The 17,519-nt window shown below is 57.7% G+C and carries 17 protein-coding genes; 15 read left to right on the forward strand and 2 right to left on the reverse strand.

The window, feature by feature from the left end:
* Positions 1 to 11 precede the first annotated feature (11 nt).
* On the reverse strand, positions 12 to 461 hold the full coding sequence (locus tag AC2TCY_RS04490; protein ID WP_480845765.1) for a c-type cytochrome: 450 nt from the start codon (positions 459 to 461) through the stop codon (positions 12 to 14).
* 358 nt (positions 462 to 819) lie between these two features.
* Between AC2TCY_RS04490 and AC2TCY_RS04495 the strand changes: the two genes are divergently transcribed.
* The gene (locus AC2TCY_RS04495) at positions 820 to 1,932 is read left to right on the forward strand and encodes a Hint domain-containing protein (RefSeq protein ID WP_480845767.1); all 1,113 of its coding nucleotides are present in this window, start codon (positions 820 to 822) and stop codon (positions 1,930 to 1,932) included.
* Between the two features lie 20 nt (positions 1,933 to 1,952).
* Here AC2TCY_RS04495 and AC2TCY_RS04500 read toward each other — a convergent pair whose 3' ends face one another.
* Positions 1,953 to 3,146 (reverse strand): NnrS family protein, encoded by a 1,194-nt coding sequence (locus tag AC2TCY_RS04500; protein ID WP_480845769.1) that lies wholly within the window; start codon positions 3,144 to 3,146, stop codon positions 1,953 to 1,955.
* A 245-nt stretch (positions 3,147 to 3,391) separates the two neighbouring features.
* Between AC2TCY_RS04500 and AC2TCY_RS04505 the strand changes: the two genes are divergently transcribed.
* The 14 genes from AC2TCY_RS04505 to AC2TCY_RS04570 all read left to right on the forward strand — a co-directional run bounded on the left by AC2TCY_RS04505 (position 3,392) and on the right by AC2TCY_RS04570 (position 17,512).
* The gene (locus tag AC2TCY_RS04505) at positions 3,392 to 5,068 is read left to right on the forward strand and encodes a cytochrome D1 domain-containing protein (RefSeq protein WP_480845770.1); all 1,677 of its coding nucleotides are present in this window, start codon (positions 3,392 to 3,394) and stop codon (positions 5,066 to 5,068) included.
* A 124-nt stretch (positions 5,069 to 5,192) separates the two neighbouring features.
* Positions 5,193 to 6,977 carry a NapC/NirT family cytochrome c gene (locus AC2TCY_RS04510; RefSeq protein ID WP_480845772.1) on the forward strand — a complete coding sequence of 595 codons (1,785 nt, stop codon included), beginning with the start codon at positions 5,193 to 5,195 and terminating at the stop codon, positions 6,975 to 6,977.
* A 56-nt stretch (positions 6,978 to 7,033) separates the two neighbouring features.
* Complete coding sequence (locus tag AC2TCY_RS04515) at positions 7,034 to 7,441, forward strand: cupredoxin domain-containing protein (RefSeq protein WP_480845773.1); 408 nt, start codon at positions 7,034 to 7,036, stop codon at positions 7,439 to 7,441.
* A gap of 212 nt (positions 7,442 to 7,653) precedes the next feature.
* Positions 7,654 to 8,415 (forward strand): uroporphyrinogen-III C-methyltransferase, encoded by a 762-nt coding sequence (gene cobA / locus AC2TCY_RS04520; RefSeq protein ID WP_480845774.1) that lies wholly within the window; start codon positions 7,654 to 7,656, stop codon positions 8,413 to 8,415.
* Positions 8,408 to 8,758, forward strand: coding sequence for a c-type cytochrome (locus tag AC2TCY_RS04525; protein ID WP_480845775.1), 351 nt, complete (start codon positions 8,408 to 8,410; stop codon positions 8,756 to 8,758). The genes cobA and AC2TCY_RS04525 overlap by 8 nt, the downstream gene beginning before the upstream one ends.
* Positions 8,755 to 9,900: a cytochrome D1 domain-containing protein gene (locus AC2TCY_RS04530; protein ID WP_480845776.1), complete on the forward strand. Its 1,146-nt coding sequence runs from the start codon at positions 8,755 to 8,757 to the stop codon at positions 9,898 to 9,900. The genes AC2TCY_RS04525 and AC2TCY_RS04530 overlap by 4 nt, the downstream gene beginning before the upstream one ends.
* Positions 9,901 to 9,904: 4 nt before the next feature.
* Entirely contained in the window at positions 9,905 to 10,894 is a 990-nt protein-coding gene (gene ahbB / locus AC2TCY_RS04535) for a siroheme decarboxylase subunit beta (RefSeq protein ID WP_480845777.1), read from the forward strand.
* On the forward strand, positions 10,891 to 11,343 hold the full coding sequence (locus AC2TCY_RS04540) for an Lrp/AsnC family transcriptional regulator (protein WP_480845779.1): 453 nt from the start codon (positions 10,891 to 10,893) through the stop codon (positions 11,341 to 11,343). Before ahbB (AC2TCY_RS04535) ends, AC2TCY_RS04540 begins: the two co-directional genes overlap by 4 nt.
* Entirely contained in the window at positions 11,340 to 11,822 is a 483-nt protein-coding gene (gene ahbB / locus AC2TCY_RS04545; RefSeq protein ID WP_480845780.1) for a siroheme decarboxylase subunit beta, read from the forward strand. Before AC2TCY_RS04540 ends, ahbB (AC2TCY_RS04545) begins: the two co-directional genes overlap by 4 nt.
* A gap of 4 nt (positions 11,823 to 11,826) precedes the next feature.
* Positions 11,827 to 13,041: a heme d1 biosynthesis radical SAM protein NirJ gene (gene nirJ, locus AC2TCY_RS04550; protein WP_480845782.1), complete on the forward strand. Its 1,215-nt coding sequence runs from the start codon at positions 11,827 to 11,829 to the stop codon at positions 13,039 to 13,041.
* Positions 13,016 to 14,569 carry a cytochrome D1 domain-containing protein gene (locus AC2TCY_RS04555; RefSeq protein ID WP_480845783.1) on the forward strand — a complete coding sequence of 518 codons (1,554 nt, stop codon included), beginning with the start codon at positions 13,016 to 13,018 and terminating at the stop codon, positions 14,567 to 14,569. Before nirJ ends, AC2TCY_RS04555 begins: the two co-directional genes overlap by 26 nt.
* On the forward strand, positions 14,526 to 14,789 hold the full coding sequence (locus tag AC2TCY_RS04560; RefSeq protein ID WP_480845784.1) for a hypothetical protein: 264 nt from the start codon (positions 14,526 to 14,528) through the stop codon (positions 14,787 to 14,789). Before AC2TCY_RS04555 ends, AC2TCY_RS04560 begins: the two co-directional genes overlap by 44 nt.
* Before the next feature lie 90 nt (positions 14,790 to 14,879).
* A complete protein-coding gene (locus AC2TCY_RS04565; RefSeq protein WP_480845785.1) occupies positions 14,880 to 15,344 on the forward strand; it encodes a DUF2946 family protein in 465 nt (154 codons plus the stop codon).
* Positions 15,335 to 17,512, forward strand: coding sequence for a 4Fe-4S binding protein (locus tag AC2TCY_RS04570; RefSeq protein ID WP_480845786.1), 2,178 nt, complete (start codon positions 15,335 to 15,337; stop codon positions 17,510 to 17,512). Before AC2TCY_RS04565 ends, AC2TCY_RS04570 begins: the two co-directional genes overlap by 10 nt.
* Positions 17,513 to 17,519: the final 7 nt, after the last annotated feature.

Raw genomic sequence — 17,519 nt, forward strand, 5'->3', positions numbered from 1 at the left:
CCGTTCCCTTCTCAGCCCGCTTCATTCGGCGGCCAGCCCTGAGCGTCGATATTGTCCGTCCAGATCAGGAAGTTGGCCAGATCACGGATCTCTTCGTCGCTTAGGTTGAAATTGGGCATCTGCCGACGACCGGGAATGCCGGTAGGCTGCGCCTCCATCCAGCCCTTGAGGGATTCAAAGGCTGATTCCGGATCGTCCAGGACACCCCAGCGGGTCATCACGTTGGCAACCTCAGGGGCGAAATAAGCACCTTCGCCCATGATCGAGTGACAGTTAATGCAGGCGTGTTTTTCCCAGACGTGTTTGCCGCGTACCACGCTTTCATCCAGTTTCGCCGAATTCTCAGAATTGACGATGTACCAGTGGGAATGGGCCGATAAGGCCAAAAAGATGAGAATGAAGAACAGTGACCCGCCATAAAAAATATTGCGGGCCATGCTCTTTGTCATGACTTCTCGCATCGCGCTCTCCTTTGCGCCGATTAGCTAGTTTCGTCACAATGGCGGTCCGGCCATGGTGTCGCCTTAACGAAAGTCAAGACCATGAGCTTGAATTCACGTAACCTGCGATGAATACAGGAAATCAGAACCCAAGCGTGGAGAGACGATCCTTTTCAATTTGCCCGGCATGACAGCTGGGAAAAGGGAAGTAGTAATTGTTTATTAACACAAATTCGTCAAAAAGCCGCATTGCTGCCTTGATAATCATCACTCCTAGCAGCAATGTTCAGCCCGGCAATTCTTAGGGTTCTAAAAAAACATCCAACGCATGTAAGCCGTCAATTGCGTTTAGGATGCGCTGACGTATAGGGCAGGTTAAATGGCAAATTATTCCTACATCGGCTATTCACCCGATGTTGTAACGGTCGATTTCAATTTCGGCCCCGACTTTATTACACTTGATGCCTCTTTTGATCCGGACACGGATCGGCGCATATTTGATGTCACGGATGACGCCGGGGGCCTTATTCTTGACGGCGGATCGGGAACTCCCGATACCGGAACTGTTTTCAATGGCGACAGATACAACGACGAAAATGGCGACGATCCGACACAGACAGGGGTTGTCACCAGCATAGATGGATCGCTGACGCCGATTACCGGCAATATCTATCTGGAAGAATCTTATCTGCTCACCAAACCCGGCGGGGGCACAATCGACATGTTTCGTGTCGAAGTCGACGGCGAATTGGTGGGGTACATTACGTCAGAGCCTCTGGTTCCGGGCGTCACTTACAGGTTCCAGGACTCTAATGTCACACCAACGAACGCTCCGGACACCACCGACCCGGATGTCATTGTTGATGTGCCTTGTTTTGTCGCCGGAACCAAGGTCCTCACCCCCGGCGGGGAAAAACTCATCGAGACGCTGTCGGCGGGCGATGAAATCATAACTCTGGACCGCGGAACGCAACGCATCAGATGGATCGGCGCGCGGACACTGGACCTCGCGGACCTGACAGCGAAACCCAGATTGTTGCCAATTCGGATAGAGGCCGGTGCGTTGGGCTGTGGCCTGCCCCGGCGCGATTTGCTGGTTTCACCGCAGCACCGGATGCTGGTGCGATCAACCATCGCGATACGTATGTTTGACACCAGCGAGATCCTGGTGCCTGCGCACACTCTGGTCGGCACTCCCGGTATCAGCATCGATGAATCGGTGAAAACGGTCGAATATTACCACATGCTATTCGAACAGCATGAGATTGTCTTTGCCGAGGGCGCTCCGTCGGAAAGCCTGTTCACTGGCACCGAGGCACTCAAGACAGTGCCGCCAGCAGCGCGTGCAGAGATGCTAGAACTGTTCCCGTTTCTGGGAACTCCGGGGTATGCCCCTGCTTCCGCGCGTCCAATACCGGCGAAAGGCAGGCAGGTTCGTAATTTGGTTCAGCGTCACATCAAGAACAGTCGCTCTCTGATCGAACACCTGTGATAGGTTTCGCGGGTGTGGTGCTATGCGTTCCTTGTACGCGGTCCTGTCAGCGCTGGCCACATGGCAATCAAATACAAGGCGATGGCACTGACCCAAAGCCCGTCCGCGACCAGCATAGCGGTCATATAACTGTCACTTAGCCCGGTCCCCAGCCATCTTACGATCGCAGCCACAGCCATTAGTCCGTAGGCCACTGTCATGGTCGGCGGCGCGACCAGCTCGCGCCCCGAGTGCCCAAGCGCGGCACGGCTCATCACAGCAAGGGTCATGCCACCGACACAGCCGATTCCCAGAACATGCAGGGCGGCGATTTCCTTACCATAGCCCAGCACAGCCAGCCCCCACAGGATCAATCCCAGCGCCAGCATCCCCAAGCCAAGGTGCAGGGCGATCAGGATCGGCTGCCGGATAGCCCAGCCTGACCTCCAACCTGCCAAACGCAACACCTGAATAACGCCCAGAGTCAGTGCCAGCACACCGGCGACAGGTCCGACACCCAATGCCAAAACGGTAAGCGGCACCAATAGCGCAACCACCATGCCAGCTTTTTCCAGCGCGGGAATCGAGGCCGGCCAGGCGGATTCAGGTTCTCCAGCTCGTTTCATTGCATTTCGGGTAAAGGCCGGTGTGATCCGCCCACCGAGAATTGCGATCATCGAACACAACGTTAACAAACCTGCGCGCAGACCGGACTGAAGCGTATTGTCCGTCACCCCGATCCATTCCAAATGAGTCAACAGGTTGGCGACCCAGATATAGGACAAGAGCAACAGAAAAATCATGTTCTGCGGCTTGGGCCTGCGGATCAGCTGAGACGCGATCTTCGCTCCAAGTATTGGCACGAAGGCCAAATCGACCACTGCAACCAGCACTGGTGACAAAGCACCCGAAAACCACAGGGCGAGCCGGCCCGCCAACCAAATTCCGGCCGCCAGAGTGACAAAGCGCGCGCGTGCGTCAGGCGTGCCAGTCCAATTTGGGACAGCTGTCAGGAAGAATCCGCCTAGGGCGGCAGTGGCATATCCGAAGATCATCTCGTGTGCGTGCCACATGGGTGGCGACATGGAATAGGTCGGATCTTCGTAGGGAATCGCTCCTGTCTGCGTAACCAACCATAATCCCCAGGCCCCGCCCGCAAACAGGCCGTACAGACCTGCAAACAGAAAAAACACCCGGAATCCTTCGCCCAACACACGTGCGATCATTGCCGACATGCCTGCTCTCCTTGGCCGCAATGCTGTTTTACCAAGGTCTAGACGCGGCAAGCCCTTCCCCCCTTAACAAAAATCAAGGGCGCGCAGTTAATATGAACAGAAAACACAACTTTTACGGCGTCTCTTTTTAACAAAATCCCTGCTCGCCTGCCGGTTTACGGACCTCTCGTTGACTTTGGTCAAGGATGACATCTCCGTGATGTCTCAATCTCAGCCCTGCCTCACCACGCAAATGGAGAGTGATCATGTCACTTGGAATCAGCTACAACAAAACCGGCCGCGCCTTTGGGGTCGGTTTGGCAATGTTGCTGGGCAGCGTCGCTGCGCCAGCATTTGCCCAAGAGCCAACATTGAGCGACGAAGCATTTGAATCGTCCAAACAGCTCTACTTTGAACAATGCGCAGGTTGCCACGGCGTTCTGCGTAAAGGCGCCACCGGTAAGAACCTTGAACCGCACTGGAAGAAAACCGCAGCGGACGGCACCGTGACCGAAGGCGGCACCCTTGCACTCGGGCAGGAACGCCTTGAGAAGATCATCGCCTGGGGTACCGAAGGCGGTATGAACAACTTCTCGGACATCATGACCGAGCAGGAAATCAAGGATATGGCGACATACATCATGATGGAGGCCCCCAAGCCACCAGAGATGTCGCTGGAGCAGATGAAAGAGACCCGCAAGGTCTACGTCGAAGAAGCCGACTACCCGACCGAGCCGCTGCATGGCCGCAATTGGGAAAACTTCTTTGTCGTCATCGAGCGTGACGTAGGTAAAGTGGCTGTTATCGACGGCGACACCAAAGAAGTGCTGACGCACATCCCGACCGGTTACGCTGTGCACGTTCTGAAAGCATCCGAGCACCACTCGATCACCGAGCCGGAGCATCCGGGCCGCTTCTGGTACACCATGGGCCGCGACGGCAAGATGACCAAGATCGACCTCTGGCAGAAGCCCGAGAACATGTTGGTTTCCGAAGTCAAGATTGCCTATGACGCACGCGACGTTGCCGTTTCCGGCGACGGCAAATACGTCATCGGCGGTGGTTACTGGCCGCCGCACTTTGCAATCGTAGACGCCCAGACCATGGAACCGGTCAAGGTCGTTTCGACCCGCGGTACCAACGTGGACGGCGAGTATGTGGAAGAGGCCCGTGTGGCCGCTATCTACACCACGCCGAACGAACCCACCTGGATCGTTGCCGTGAAAGAACTGGGTCAGCTGTGGCAGGTCGACTATACCGACTTGGACAACCTGCGGATCGACAAGATCAACTCGGCCAAGTTCCTGCATGACGGGTTCTTCGACCCGACAGGCCGTTACTTCCAGATCGCCGCGAACGCGTCGAACAAGATGGTTGTTGTTGACACCGAGACCCACAAGCTGGAAGCGATGATCGACACCGCAGCCCTGCCGCACCCGGGACCGGGCGCCAACTGGGTCGACCCGAACTGTGGTCCGGTAGCTGGTACAACCCACCTTGGCGTTGGTACCGTGACTGTCTGGGGCAACGACCCCGAAGGTCATCCGGATCAGGCCTGGAAAACCTGCTACGAAGTGGAAACAGACGGCCCCGGCCTGTTTGTCCGTACCCACCCGAATTCGGATTACATCTGGGCTGACCAGACCAAACATCCGGAGCCGGAAATTCAGCAGTCGGTTCAGGTCATCTCGAAAGAGACCGGCGAGATCGTGAAAACGATCCAGATCACCGAAGACGAAGGCAGCGCCGCTGTTCACTTCGAATTCAACGCTGACGGTACCGAGGTCTGGGTTTCCAAATGGAACCTGTCGGACTCGAAAGAACCCAACGGTCAGATCGTGATCTTCGACGCCAAGACGCTGGAAGAAATCGGCCGCATCGAAGGGCTCTATGCTCCGACCGGCAAGTTCAACGTCTACAACCGTTCGAACCACGTCACCTGACGGTTTCAGAACCAACACCGGAAAGGGCGGGCCCCTCGCCCGCCCTTTCCCCGTTTGACCAAACAGCCAAACTCACCGGCCTGCCACCCAGGGCCAGACAAGACAGCCAAAACGGAGCCCGGATATGACTTCCGAACCGGAAAAGAAAAAACCGATCTGGCGCCGGTATTTCCTGTGGGGAATGCCTGTGGCAGGTATCGCGGCGGCCTTTGTCGCCGGTATCGTCTTCTGGGGCGGTTTCAACACCGCCATGGAAGCGACCAACACCAAAGATTTCTGTATCTCGTGCCACGAGATGCGCGATTTCGTCTACGAGGAATACACTGGTACGATCCACGACGTGAACCGTTCGGGCGTCGGCGCGGTCTGTTCCGATTGTCACGTGCCCAAGGACTGGACCCACAAGATGATCCGCAAGATCAAGGCGTCCAAAGAGCTGTATGGCAAGATGGTCGGCACCATCAATACCCGCGAAAAGTTCGAGGCCAAGCGTGTGCATCTGGCGATGAACGAATGGGAACGGATGAAGAAAACCGACTCGCGCGAGTGCCGCAACTGTCACGATTTTGAATCGATGATGCCCGAGTTCCAGAAACCACGCGCGCGTCAGCAGCACTTGAACGCGATGGAGATCGGTCAGACCTGTATCGACTGTCACAAGGGTATCGCGCACTCGGACGCCCGCGACCGGGCAGACGAAGAGTACCTGGAAGAGCTGGAAGCGCCGAACCCGGCCTTCATCCGCCCGATCCCGCCAGAGTACATGGCCAGCCTTGCAAAGATCGAAGCCAAGGAAGCTGCCGAGGCCGAGGCTGAAAAAGCGGCCAAGCAGGCGCAGAACGAGGCTGTTCAGGCCCAGATCGCAGCCGCTGTTGATGCAGCTGTCGCCGAAGAACGCGCCAACGCAAGCGGAGAAGAAGCCGCAGCCCCCGCAGGCGGTGGCAGCGATGTCGGTGGCAACATCGATTGGAACGCCGTGGCAAGCGCAGATATGAAACTGTTCTACCCCGGTCAGGCTTCGTTTGAATGGGTGCAGAACGGCAAGTTCCACGGTGGCGCACGACCGCTAACCAAGGGCGGCGATCAGTGCTCGACCTGTCACGCCAAGGAACTGGATGCGATCGGCAACAAGATTGTTGCAGGTGGTGATCTGGAACCGACTCCGATCCCAGGCAAGCGCGGTGTGATCGACGCAACAGTGCAGGCAGCCCACGACGACGAAAACCTGTACATCCGCATGCAATGGCCGGATGCGGGTCACAACCCTGCCCCGTTTGTTGATGGCGGCAAGATGGACCCTGACAACCAGATCAAGGTCGCCATGATGATCACCGGTACCGGTATCGAGATGGGCGATCAGGTGGGTTGCTGGGCCTCGTGCCATGCCGACAACACCTATATGCCCTTCGCGCCCGAAGCCGACGCGATTGCCGCCAATGGGGATGTCGCAGGCCGTATGAGCGCACAGGACACGGTGACCAAGTACATCAGCGAAAGCCGCACGGATGTCGAAGTCAAAGGCCGCCGTGGCAAAGCTCTGGGTGGTTGGGACAAGCTGGAAGCGGAAGCTCAGATCGAGCAATACTTGGCCGACGGCACCTATCTTGACCTGATGCGCGTTTATGCTGACGGTAGTGCCTCCAACGGTTATCTGCTGGAACAGCGCGTGGTCAATGACGGTGAAATCTCCGCCTCGGCCAACCTGTCGGGTGGCATGTGGACTGTCGTCTTCTCGCGGCCACTGAATTCCGGTGCGCCCGGGGATGTGCCGCTGGAGCCCGGTCAGACCTACACGGTCGGCTTCGCCATCCACGACGACTTTGCCGCCGCGCGCTTCCACCACGTGACGTTGAATACCAGCATGGCGCTGGATGACGACGCAGCCAATATCAACGTGGTAAAACAATAACGGATTGGGGCCGGGTGAACCGGCCCCTGCCCTTTTTCAGAAAGGAGACACGGACAATGAAGACCCACCGCCTTCTTCCTGCACTTCTGCTGTTGGCCTCACCGGCGTTTGCGGCAGATGAAGACACCGCTGCAATCTGTGCCGAAGCTGAAGAAAACTATGTCGAGATATTCGGCCAGCCGTCCGAGGCTGTTGAGGACGCCGAAGTAGTGCTGATGTACAAATACAATTTTTGCCCGGGGGAACTGACCGTTAAAGCAGGCACAACAGTTCGCTGGGTCAATGTAGACAAACGCACCAGCCACAGCGTGCTGCTGAAAGACGGCAGCGAACCTGAAAGCGACCGACTTTTCCCCGAGGAAACAGTGGAGCTGACGTTCCTCACACCGGGCCAGCAGGACTACCTCTGCGGACCGCATTGGGAGACTCAGAACATGATCGGAATGATCACCGTCGAACCCTGAGCCGAGGCAGAAATACAGGCAGAAAAAAGGAGCGCGGGCGCAATTCCCGCGCTCCTTAACTTATGTCAAGGAGGTTGGTTTGCGATTGCGCCAATCTGCCCCCATGACACGCCCGGTTCACCTAGCAACGTCCCGATTTCCCACCGGATTATCGCGAGGATGTTGCCTGAATACCCGGGTTCCGAAGACATTCAGAACAAGCGAGTTTGCACATGAGCGGTAAGGTTTTTCTGATCGGTGCCGGTCCGGGCGATCCAGAGCTGATGACCCTGCGAGCCATACGGATGCTGCAAGAGGCCGATGTGGTGGTCTATGACCGCCTGGTCTCGGACGACATTCTTGCCATGCACGCCGAAGGCGCGCGGCTGATCCCGGTCGGCAAGGCTCCAAAGTGCCACACTGTTCCGCAAGAGCAGATCAATGAAATCCTGCGGGAAGAAGCAACGAATGGTCATATCGTGGCCCGACTCAAGGGTGGCGACCCGATGATCTTTGGTCGCGGTTCGGAAGAAGCCGCCTATCTGATGGCTCACGGCGTCGCGGTCGAATACGCCCCCGGTATCACCGCAGCACAAGGCGCGTCCTGCTCGACCGGTGTACCCCTGACGCATCGCGGTCTTGCGACCTCGGTTCAGTATGTCACCGGCCACCGCCAGGCGGACAAGGTTCTGGATCTGGATTGGAAGCGTTTGGCTGATCCCGACACGACTTTGGTTGTCTATATGGGTGTCGCCAATATCGGCCAGATCGCCGTTGGTCTGATGACCGAGAATCTGCCCGGATCAACCCCTGTTCTGGCCGTTGGCAAGGCCACCACTCGGGACGAACGCCGCCTCGTCTCTCGTCTGGATCAGCTTGCGTCAGATGTGCGCACTGCCGAACTGAAAGCCCCGACGCTGTTTATCATCGGTAAGGTGGTATCGCTTTACGCCGAAAAGCCTTTGACCGATCTGTTGGAGCAGGCACATGGCTAGCGTCGTCAATATGAACAACGGACGCTCGGGCTGGACTGCGCGCGCAATTCTTTCAACGGCCGTGTTCGTGGCCACGTCGGCTCTTGCCGCCGACGTGCTTGACCCAAACGCGCTGAAACGACTGGTCCATCAGGACTGCGGCTCGTGCCACGGACTGTCGCTGAAAGGTGGCCTTGGCCCTGATCTGCGGTCCGAAACCCTACAGCATTACGACTCCGACGTTCTGACCGGGGTCATCCTCGACGGCATCCCCGACACCGCTATGCCCCCTTGGCGGCCCCTGATCAGCGAAGAAGAGGCCGAATGGATCGCCCGCTACCTTCTGGAACCGGAGGCACAATGAAACATCTCGTCCTTGGCCTTGTGGCCACACTTTTGATGACAACCGCACAGGCCGAACCCACCGCCACCGGGGATCTCGGGCTGGTAATCGAACGCGCCAAGGGTTCGGTTCTGCTGGTGGATCAATCCGACCGCGCCGCACTGGCGCGAATCGAAGGTCTGGGTGACCTGTCCCATGCTTCGCTCGTGTATTCGCCCGACGAACGCTTTGCCTATGTATTCGGGCGCGATGGCGGTTTGACAAAAGTGGACATCGTCAGCCGGCAGATAGCGAACCGCGTCGAGCAAGCGGGCAATGCCATTGGCGGCGCCATTTCGGATGACGGCAAGCTGGTGGCCGTTTCAAACTATGAACCCGGCGGCGTACGCGTTTTCGACGCCGATACACTTGAGATGGTCGCCGACATCCCCACCGACAGTAAAACCATTGGTCTGGTGGACGCGCCGGGCCGCCGGTTCGTGTTCACTATGTGGGACACAGGCGAAACCTGGATTGCCGACTTTTCTCAGGGCACGCCTGAGATCACAAAGATCACCGATATGGGTAAAAACCCATACGACGCGCTGATCACCTCCAACGGCCGCACCTATATCACCGGTCTGTTTGGCGAGGACGGTCTGACCGCGCTCGACCTGTGGTCAGAAAATCCCGAACCAATTCGAGTGCTACCCAACTACGGGCGCGGGCAAGAAGAGATGCCCGTCTACAAAATGCCTCATCTGGAAGGCTGGGCGCTGACAGGCAGCGAGTTTGTCCTCCCCGCCGTCGGCCACCACGAAGTTCTCTGGGTTAACGCAGAAACACTGACGGAAACCGGACGAACCAAGACTCACGGCCAGCCGGTCTTTGCCATGGCGCGTCCCGACGGACGGCAGGTTTGGGTGAACTTTGCTCATCCACTGAACGACACAATCCAGGTGATCGATAGCGTCAGCAAGGAAATCATCCACGAGTTCAAACCCGGCCCCGCCGTTCTGCACATGGAATTCACACCGCGCGGTCACGAGGTCTGGATCAGTGTGCGCGATGCCAACAAAGTCATGGTCTACGACACGCAAACATTTAAAAAATTGCGCGAAATCGAAGCAGACAGCCCATCCGGTATCTTCTTCACTGCCCGCGCGCACAGAACGGGACTCTGAACCCATGTGCCATATCACAGACCCGATAGATCGCAGTTTGTTGGACGATTTCCAACGGGATTTTCCCGTCGTTGAACACCCGTTTCAGGTTCTGGCCAACAAACTGAACCTCAGCGAAGACGAAGTGGTCGACCGGTTGGCCCGAATGCGGGCGGCGGGGCGGATCACCCGTGTCGGTGCAACTATCGCACCCGGTGCTGTCTCGGCCAGCACTTTGGCTGCCGTCGCCGCACCTGAGGAGCGCATTGAGGAGTTTGCAGCCCTAATCGATTCCGAACCGGGTGTGAACCACAACTACCAGCGCGAGGATGACTGGAACCTCTGGTTCGTGGCCACGGGTCCGGATCGGGCACATGTGGATGACACGCTTGCCCGGATTGCCGAACGAACTGGCCTGCGTGTGCTCGACTTGCGACTTGTGCGCCCGTTCAACGTCGATCTGGGTTTCCGCATGTCCGGCGGTTCCCGGCGCGTCCCGACTGCGCGAAAAATCAATCGGTCCGTCATGCAAGGCGGAGATCGGGACCTGCTTCAGGCTCTGAGCTCCGGTTTGCCACTTGTGGCCGATCCTTACGCCGCGGTTGCCCGTTTACTGGGGCGCGATTCCGGGGAAATCATGGAACGCATTCGCGTGTTGCACGGTGCGGGCATCATCTCTCGTCTAGGGGTAATCGTTCGCCATCGCGCACTGGGGTGGTCCGCCAACGCTATGGTTGTCTGGGATTTGCCATCTGAACAGATCGACCAGGCCGGGCCCGCACTTTCTGCGCACCCTGGTGTTACCCTGTGCTACGAGCGCAGACCGGTTGAAGGCATTTGGCCTTATCGCCTCTATTCAATGATCCATGCCCGCTCCCGCCCTGAAGCGCGTGAAGTTCTGGCTGGTGCGGCAGCGCTACCGGAACTGGCAGGTGCACAGCATAAAGTACTGTTCTCAACCCGCTGTTTCAAACAGACTGGTGCGTTGATCAAACCCAAGGAAGCCGTCGCATGACCCCTCTCGACACGATTGACAGGGCCATTCTGAACCGAATGCAGGATGACCTGCCTCTGACATCGCATCCCTACGCCAATGTAGCTGACGAACTAGGGATATCGGAAGGCGATCTGCTGGCCCGTCTGTCACGGATGAAAGAGGAGCGCGTGATAACCCGTTTTGGCCCGTTCTTCGACGCCGCCGCCATGGGCGGGGCGTTCTGCTTGTGTGCAATGGCTGTTCCTGCCGACGAATTCGAAACCGTCCTGACCAAAGTCAATGCACATGCCGAGGTCGCGCATAATTATGAGCGCACGCACCGGCTAAACATGTGGTTTGTGCTGGCTACCGAAACACCTACGGGGATCGAGGCCGCCGCCGATGCCATCGAACTGGAAACGGGAATCAAGGTTCTTCGCTTCCCCAAACTGCAAGAATTCTTTATCGGCTTCCGGGTGGCAGCATGATCGACACGACTGACAGACAGATCATCGAGACGCTTCAGGGCGGGTTACCCCTGGTCCCTGCACCTTATGCTCAGGTGGCGGAAGATCTTGGCATGGACGAAGACGTTCTTCTGACCCGTCTGGCTGCGCTCAAGACACGTGGCGTGATCCGCCGTATCGCTGCAGCCCCCAACCACTACAAACTGGGCATGACCTCGAACGGGATGACTGTGTGGGATGTCGATGACGAGCGCATTGCCGAATTGGGCGCGCTGATCGGCGCCCTGCCGTTTGTTACCCATTGCTATGAACGGCCACGCGCCCTGCCCGACTGGCCGTATAACCTGTTCGCCATGGTACATGGCGCTGACAAGGCGGAAGTTGAAGAAAAGCGCAGCCAAATTACCGATATTCTGGGTGACGCCTGTCGAGCAAAAGACATCCTCTATTCCACACGCATCCTGAAAAAGACCGGGCTGCGCCTGAAAGCGAAAGGCTGAGACCATGTTCCGCCTGACCGAATACATGCACCAGCTCGTCAAACCGACCCCGGTGCGCAAACACCGTCCCGGCCCAGTGAAACCCGTTGTGATCTGGAACCTGACACGGCGCTGCAACCTGAAATGCCGACATTGCTACACCGTCTCGGCGGATGTTGCGTTCCCAGGTGAGCTCAGTCATGAGCAAGCCATGGTAACCCTTGAGGATCTGGGCCATTTTCGCGTCCCGGCCCTGATCCTCTCGGGTGGGGAGCCGCTGGACCGGTTCGATTTCTTCGACATTGCCAAGCGAGCGCGCGAGCTTGTACCGATGCTGGCGCTGTCGACCAACGGCACGCGGATTCATGACGAGACAGCGGACATGATCGCCGATGTAGGCTTTAACTATGTCGGCATCTCGCTGGACGGGATCGGAGCTACCAATGACTGGTTCCGCGGTGTCGAGGGCGCCTTTGCCGATGCGTTGCGCGGGGTACGCGAATGCAAGAAACGCGGTATCAAAGTCGGTCTGCGTTTCTGCCTGACCGAAGGTACGCAACACCACCTGCCCGATCTGCTGCAACTCTGCGATGACGAGGGTGTGGACAAGTTCTACCTTTCTCACCTGGTCTATGCCGGACGTGGCGACAAGAACCGGGGCGAGGATGCCGAACATCTACGTACCCGCAAAGGCCTCGACCTTTTGCTGGAACGGGCTTGGGAAGCTGCGTCAGGTGGACGACCACTGGACATCGTGACCGGCAACAACGATGCCGATGCGGGTTATTTTCTGAACTGGGTGCGCGCGCATTTCGATGCTCAGAGCGAAGCCCATGTGCGAGATCATCTGGCCGCATGGGGTGGTAATTCCAGTGGTTTAGGTGTGGCAAATATCGACAATCTGGGCAGGGTTCACCCTGACACCTATTGGTCGGATTACACAGTCGGCAACGTCAAAACCCAAGCGTTTTCAGAACTCTGGACAAGCGATGACCAGATGTTGGCCATGCTTCGAACCCGACCACGCCCGCTCAAGGGGCGCTGTGGCGCGTGTCAATTAAAGGATGTCTGCGGCGGCAACACCCGTATCAGGGCCTTGCAACTGACGGGCGATCCCTGGGCCGAGGACCCGGCCTGCTACCTGTCAAATGAAGAAATCGGTGTAGACGGCACGGGCGAACGCCTGCAAGTCACACCGTTCCGGGGGAAACGTCATGATCCGGCACATCAATTCTTTTAGAACACTCAAGGTTGGCACACTGTGCTCTTTGCTGCTGGCCGGAACCGCATGGGCGGACGCCCAATCCGATTACGCCGAGCATTGCGCGTCCTGCCACGGTGAAAACCGTCTCGGTGGTGTAGGCCCTGCCTTAATCCCCGAAACGCTGAAACGGATGCGTGGCCCACGTGTGGCCGCTGTGATCGCCGAAGGGCGCACCGCCACGCAGATGCCGGCGTTTTCGCATGAGCTCGACACGTTGCAGATCGAGGAACTGGCGGGCTGGTTGAAATCTCCGCTGGAAACCAACCCGGAATGGGGTGAGGCCGATATCATGGCAAGCCGCACACTGGATGAAGACTACATTGCGGTTGACGCCCCTGTTTGGGCCAGCGACCCGATGAACATCACTCTGGCTGTAGAAACCGGCGACCATCATGTCAGCGTATTGGACGGCGATACCTTCGAAGTCCTGGATCGTTTCGAGACCCCATTTGCCGTTCACGGTGGACCAAAGTTCAGTCCCGACGGGCGGTATGTCTTCATTATGTCTCGCGATGGCTGGGTGCAGAAGTATGACATCTGGGCGCTGAAACAGGTGGGCCGCGTGCGCGCGGGCCTCAATAGCCGCAACATCGCCATGTCCGGCGACGGCAAATGGGTGGCCGTGGCAAATTACCTGCCGAACAGCTTGACCCTACTGTCGACCGAGGACCTTTCTGTTGCACAGGTTATTGAGATCAAAAGTAAAAAGGGAAATCCCAGCCGCGTATCGGCCGTCTATCAGGCCCCACCGCGCGAGAGCTTTGTGCTGGCTTTGAAAGACGTCCCGGAGATCTGGGAGGTCTTCTACGGCGACAACCCACCTCAATCCGGGTTGGGTCACGATTTCCGCATCGAAGGCCAGTTCAAGAACCCCAACCCTTTCCCCGTACGCAAAATCACAACGCCCGACTATCTGGACGATTTCTTCTTTGACCAGAGCTATGAATACGTCATGGGCGCCTCGCGCGATGGCAAAGGCGGTCAGGTAATCGACTTGGTGATCGGTCAGAAAGTGGCTGATTTGGATCTGCCGGGGATGCCGCACTTGGGTTCGGGTATTACGTGGAAGCACAGCGACACCACAGTAATGGCCACGCCGCATCTGACCGACGGCACAGTCTCGGTGATTGACATGGAGACATGGGAGACCGTCAAGCGAATCAAGACCGAAGGCCCAGGTTTCTTTATGCGCAGCCATGAGAATTCGCCTTACGTCTGGGCCGATGTGTTCTTTGGCCCTAACAAGGACGCCATGCATGTGATCGACAAGCAAAGTCTTGAAATCGTAAAGACTCTGCGTCCGGCTCCCGGCAAAACCGTTGCCCACGTCGAATTTACCAAGGACGGCAGCTATGCGCTGGTGTCGATTTGGGAAGATGACGGCGCGGTGATCGTTTACGATGCGCAAACGCTGGAAGAAGTCCGCCGCCTGCCGATGCGCAAACCCTCGGGGAAATACAATGTCTGGAACAAGATCACATTCTCAGAAGGCACCAGCCACTGATGAAAAATGGCCGGTCTGGAAACTGGCCATTTTGCTCTATCCGGCCACGGCGTTGACCGTGGCCATCAACTTGTTTTTGGCAGGGTTGATCCTACACAGTGCGGGTTTCGGTGCGATTGGACCGGTACCTGCAATCCTGTGGTCGTTACCGCTGGGCATACCTGCTTCCTGGCTTGCCGGACGTTGGGTGCGTGGCCTAATGGATGAAGCCGACGGATAGGTCCCAAATTTTCTGAAACCTGACCTAAGTCAAGTATCCGTCAGAGAGAATCCCGTAGAACTCACGAAAGACTGCCGAGTTGGATTCTCCATGCCTGCCCGTAACCTTATGCACACTTTCCCTGTCCGCGTTTCACGCGCGGCGTGTGCGCTGGCAGGCATTTTCCTTCTGTTGTTACAAATGCTTGGCCCGGCGCTGGCGAGTCCCGGGGAAAGCATGTGGGTGGAGATCTGCTCGGAGGCAGGCGCGGTCTGGGTCGAGGTCGACCTTGAAGAGGACAGCAACGACCCAGCTGCGCCATGCCCGAAATGTGCGGATTGCGCACTTTGCGCTGTGACGACGGCGGCGCCGCTGCCCGAGGTCCCTGTGTTGTCGCAGGCTGGAAATGTACAGATTGTACGCGCTGGAAACCGGGACCTGTGCGATTTGTACCACTCGAAACGATTGTGGCCCGAAACCCGAGGCCCTCCGTTTGCGTCCCAAGATAAAACCGAACGCGCCCTGCGCGCGTCCATGGCGTCAATCCAAATTTCCGGAGGTGCGCCGTGGTCGTAAGTCGCGCAATCCATTTCCTGCTGGCCCTTACTCTGTCCTGCCTGATCGCGATCAGCGCCCGTGCCGACAGCCTCGCCAGTTTCCTGCCCGATCTGAGCCCCGCCGATTTGGCGCCTGGTGCCGATGCTTTTGGCCCGGTCCGCGAGGACATAAAAGTCGCCCCTGTTCTGAAGGGGGGCGAAACCGTCGCCTGGGCCTTCCTGACCTCTGATTTTGTTGGAACCACCGGGTATTCTGGCAAACCCATCCATGTGGTCGCGGCTATCGACGACGATGCTGTTCTGACTGGCGTGCAGCTGGTCAAACACTCGGAACCCATTGTTCTGATCGGTATTCCCAACTCTCGCATGGTTGAACTGACCGAAGGTTACACCGGGCTTGACCTCAAGATTGAAGCCGAGACGGGTGGTGAGGGGCATGACCTCGACATCATCTCGGGCGCCACCGTCACGATCATGGTGATCGACGACAGCCTTGTGCGCGGCGGTATCAAGGTGGCCCGCGCACTGGGTCTGGGCGGTCTGTCACCGTTGCAGGCCGATGGTCCAAAGCGCGAAGTCGATATGGCGAAGAGCGCTCTCTATGACTGGGCAACCCTTTCGGGTGACGGTTCGATCCGCCGACTGACGCTGGATGTAGGCCAGGTCAACGCGGCCTTTGAAGCGACGGGCGATCAGCGCGCCATCAAGCGCCCCGAACCTGGTGAGCCGGAAGACACATTCATCGACATGCACGTAGCGCTGGTCTCGGTTCCTTCGATCGGCAAGTCCCTGTTGGGCGAGGCTGAATATGAAAACCTGACCGAATGGCTGAACGAAGGCGAACAGGCCATTCTGGTTCTGGGGCGCGGGGACTATAGCTTTAAAGGCTCAGGTTATGTTCGCGGTGGGATTTTCGACCGGATTCAGCTGATACAGGGCGACAATTCGGTTCGTTTCTTCGACAAGCAGCAACGGCGACTGGGCAAGGTTGCAGCGCCTGATGCCCCGAGCTTTGTCGAACTGGACATCTTCAAGATCCCGGCAGATGCCGAGTTCGACCCGACCGAACCGTTCCGCCTGCAACTGCTGGTGCAACGTGCGGTAGGTGCGGTGGAAAAGATCTTTCTGACCTTCGATCTGGGCTACAAACTGCCCGAGCAATACCTGCTACCAGTTGCGGCCCCCACCGTTGTCGATGACGCCACCGGCGAAGCTGCTGCCAAAGCCGCTCTGTGGAAACGTATCTGGAAGGACCGCACGGTTGAGATTGCCGGTTTGGGTTTCATGCTGCTGGTGCTGACCGCCACGTTCTTCTTCCAGTTCCACGCCACCATGAATGCGCGGGTCTTCTACTGGTTTCGCATCGGTTATCTGACAATGACACTGTTCTTCATCGGATGGTACGCCAATGCCCAGTTGAGCGTCGTGAACCTGATGGCACTGGCGGGCAGCTTGCGAACCGGCTTCTCGTGGGATGCCTTCCTGCTGGATCCGCTGGTGTTCATTCAATGGTTTGCCGTCGCTGCCGCCCTGCTGTTCTGGGGTCGTGGCGCCTATTGCGGCTGGTTGTGCCCGTTCGGTGCCTTGCAAGAACTGACCAACAAGATCGCACGCGCTCTGAAAGTACCGCAATGGACCCTGCCCTGGGGCCTGAATGAACGCCTCTGGCCTGCGAAATACATGATCTTCCTTGGCCTGTTTGGCCTGAGTTTTGTCTCGATCCCATTGGCCGAAACCTATGCCGAGATTGAACCGTTCAAGACCGCGATCATTCTGAAATTCATGCGCGACTGGCCTTTCGTGGTCTTTGCGCTGGCTTTGCTGGTGATCGGTCTGTTCATTGAACGCTTTTACTGTCGCTACCTCTGCCCGCTGGGCGGTGCGCTGGCGATCCCTGCCCGTGTCCGCATGTTCGACTGGCTGCGCCGCTACAAAGATTGCGGCACGCCTTGTCAGACCTGCGCCAACGAATGCCCCGTTCAGGCAATCCACCCAACCGGTGAGATCAACCCGAACGAGTGCGTCACCTGCCTGCATTGTCAGGTGCTCTACCAGTCCGAGACCAAGTGTCCCGTCGTCATCCGCCAGCTGAAACGGCGGGGCAAGACGGGGTCGGTTCAACCGAAAACCCCTCTCGGACAACCACCGGCGAACCATCCGAACGCCAAACCGCAAACCGTTTCCTAAAGGAGGA

This window comes from Ruegeria sp. HKCCD7181 (assembly GCF_057221055.1).

Excerpts from the sequence above, each read along its gene's own strand:
- AC2TCY_RS04490 (WP_480845765.1), bottom strand. The coding sequence starts at position 461 with ATGCGAGAAGTCATGACAAAGAGCATGGCCCGCAATATTTTTTATGGC.
- AC2TCY_RS04495 (WP_480845767.1), top strand. The coding sequence starts at position 820 with ATGGCAAATTATTCCTACATCGGCTATTCACCCGATGTTGTAACGGTC.
- AC2TCY_RS04500 (WP_480845769.1), bottom strand. The coding sequence starts at position 3,146 with ATGTCGGCAATGATCGCACGTGTGTTGGGCGAAGGATTCCGGGTGTTT.
- AC2TCY_RS04505 (WP_480845770.1), top strand. The coding sequence starts at position 3,392 with ATGTCACTTGGAATCAGCTACAACAAAACCGGCCGCGCCTTTGGGGTC.
- AC2TCY_RS04510 (WP_480845772.1), top strand. The coding sequence starts at position 5,193 with ATGACTTCCGAACCGGAAAAGAAAAAACCGATCTGGCGCCGGTATTTC.
- AC2TCY_RS04515 (WP_480845773.1), top strand. The coding sequence starts at position 7,034 with ATGAAGACCCACCGCCTTCTTCCTGCACTTCTGCTGTTGGCCTCACCG.
- cobA (WP_480845774.1), top strand. The coding sequence starts at position 7,654 with ATGAGCGGTAAGGTTTTTCTGATCGGTGCCGGTCCGGGCGATCCAGAG.
- AC2TCY_RS04525 (WP_480845775.1), top strand. The coding sequence starts at position 8,408 with ATGGCTAGCGTCGTCAATATGAACAACGGACGCTCGGGCTGGACTGCG.
- AC2TCY_RS04530 (WP_480845776.1), top strand. The coding sequence starts at position 8,755 with ATGAAACATCTCGTCCTTGGCCTTGTGGCCACACTTTTGATGACAACC.
- ahbB (WP_480845777.1), top strand. The coding sequence starts at position 9,905 with ATGTGCCATATCACAGACCCGATAGATCGCAGTTTGTTGGACGATTTC.
- AC2TCY_RS04540 (WP_480845779.1), top strand. The coding sequence starts at position 10,891 with ATGACCCCTCTCGACACGATTGACAGGGCCATTCTGAACCGAATGCAG.
- ahbB (WP_480845780.1), top strand. The coding sequence starts at position 11,340 with ATGATCGACACGACTGACAGACAGATCATCGAGACGCTTCAGGGCGGG.
- nirJ (WP_480845782.1), top strand. The coding sequence starts at position 11,827 with ATGTTCCGCCTGACCGAATACATGCACCAGCTCGTCAAACCGACCCCG.
- AC2TCY_RS04555 (WP_480845783.1), top strand. The coding sequence starts at position 13,016 with ATGATCCGGCACATCAATTCTTTTAGAACACTCAAGGTTGGCACACTG.
- AC2TCY_RS04560 (WP_480845784.1), top strand. The coding sequence starts at position 14,526 with ATGTCTGGAACAAGATCACATTCTCAGAAGGCACCAGCCACTGATGAA.
- AC2TCY_RS04565 (WP_480845785.1), top strand. The coding sequence starts at position 14,880 with ATGCCTGCCCGTAACCTTATGCACACTTTCCCTGTCCGCGTTTCACGC.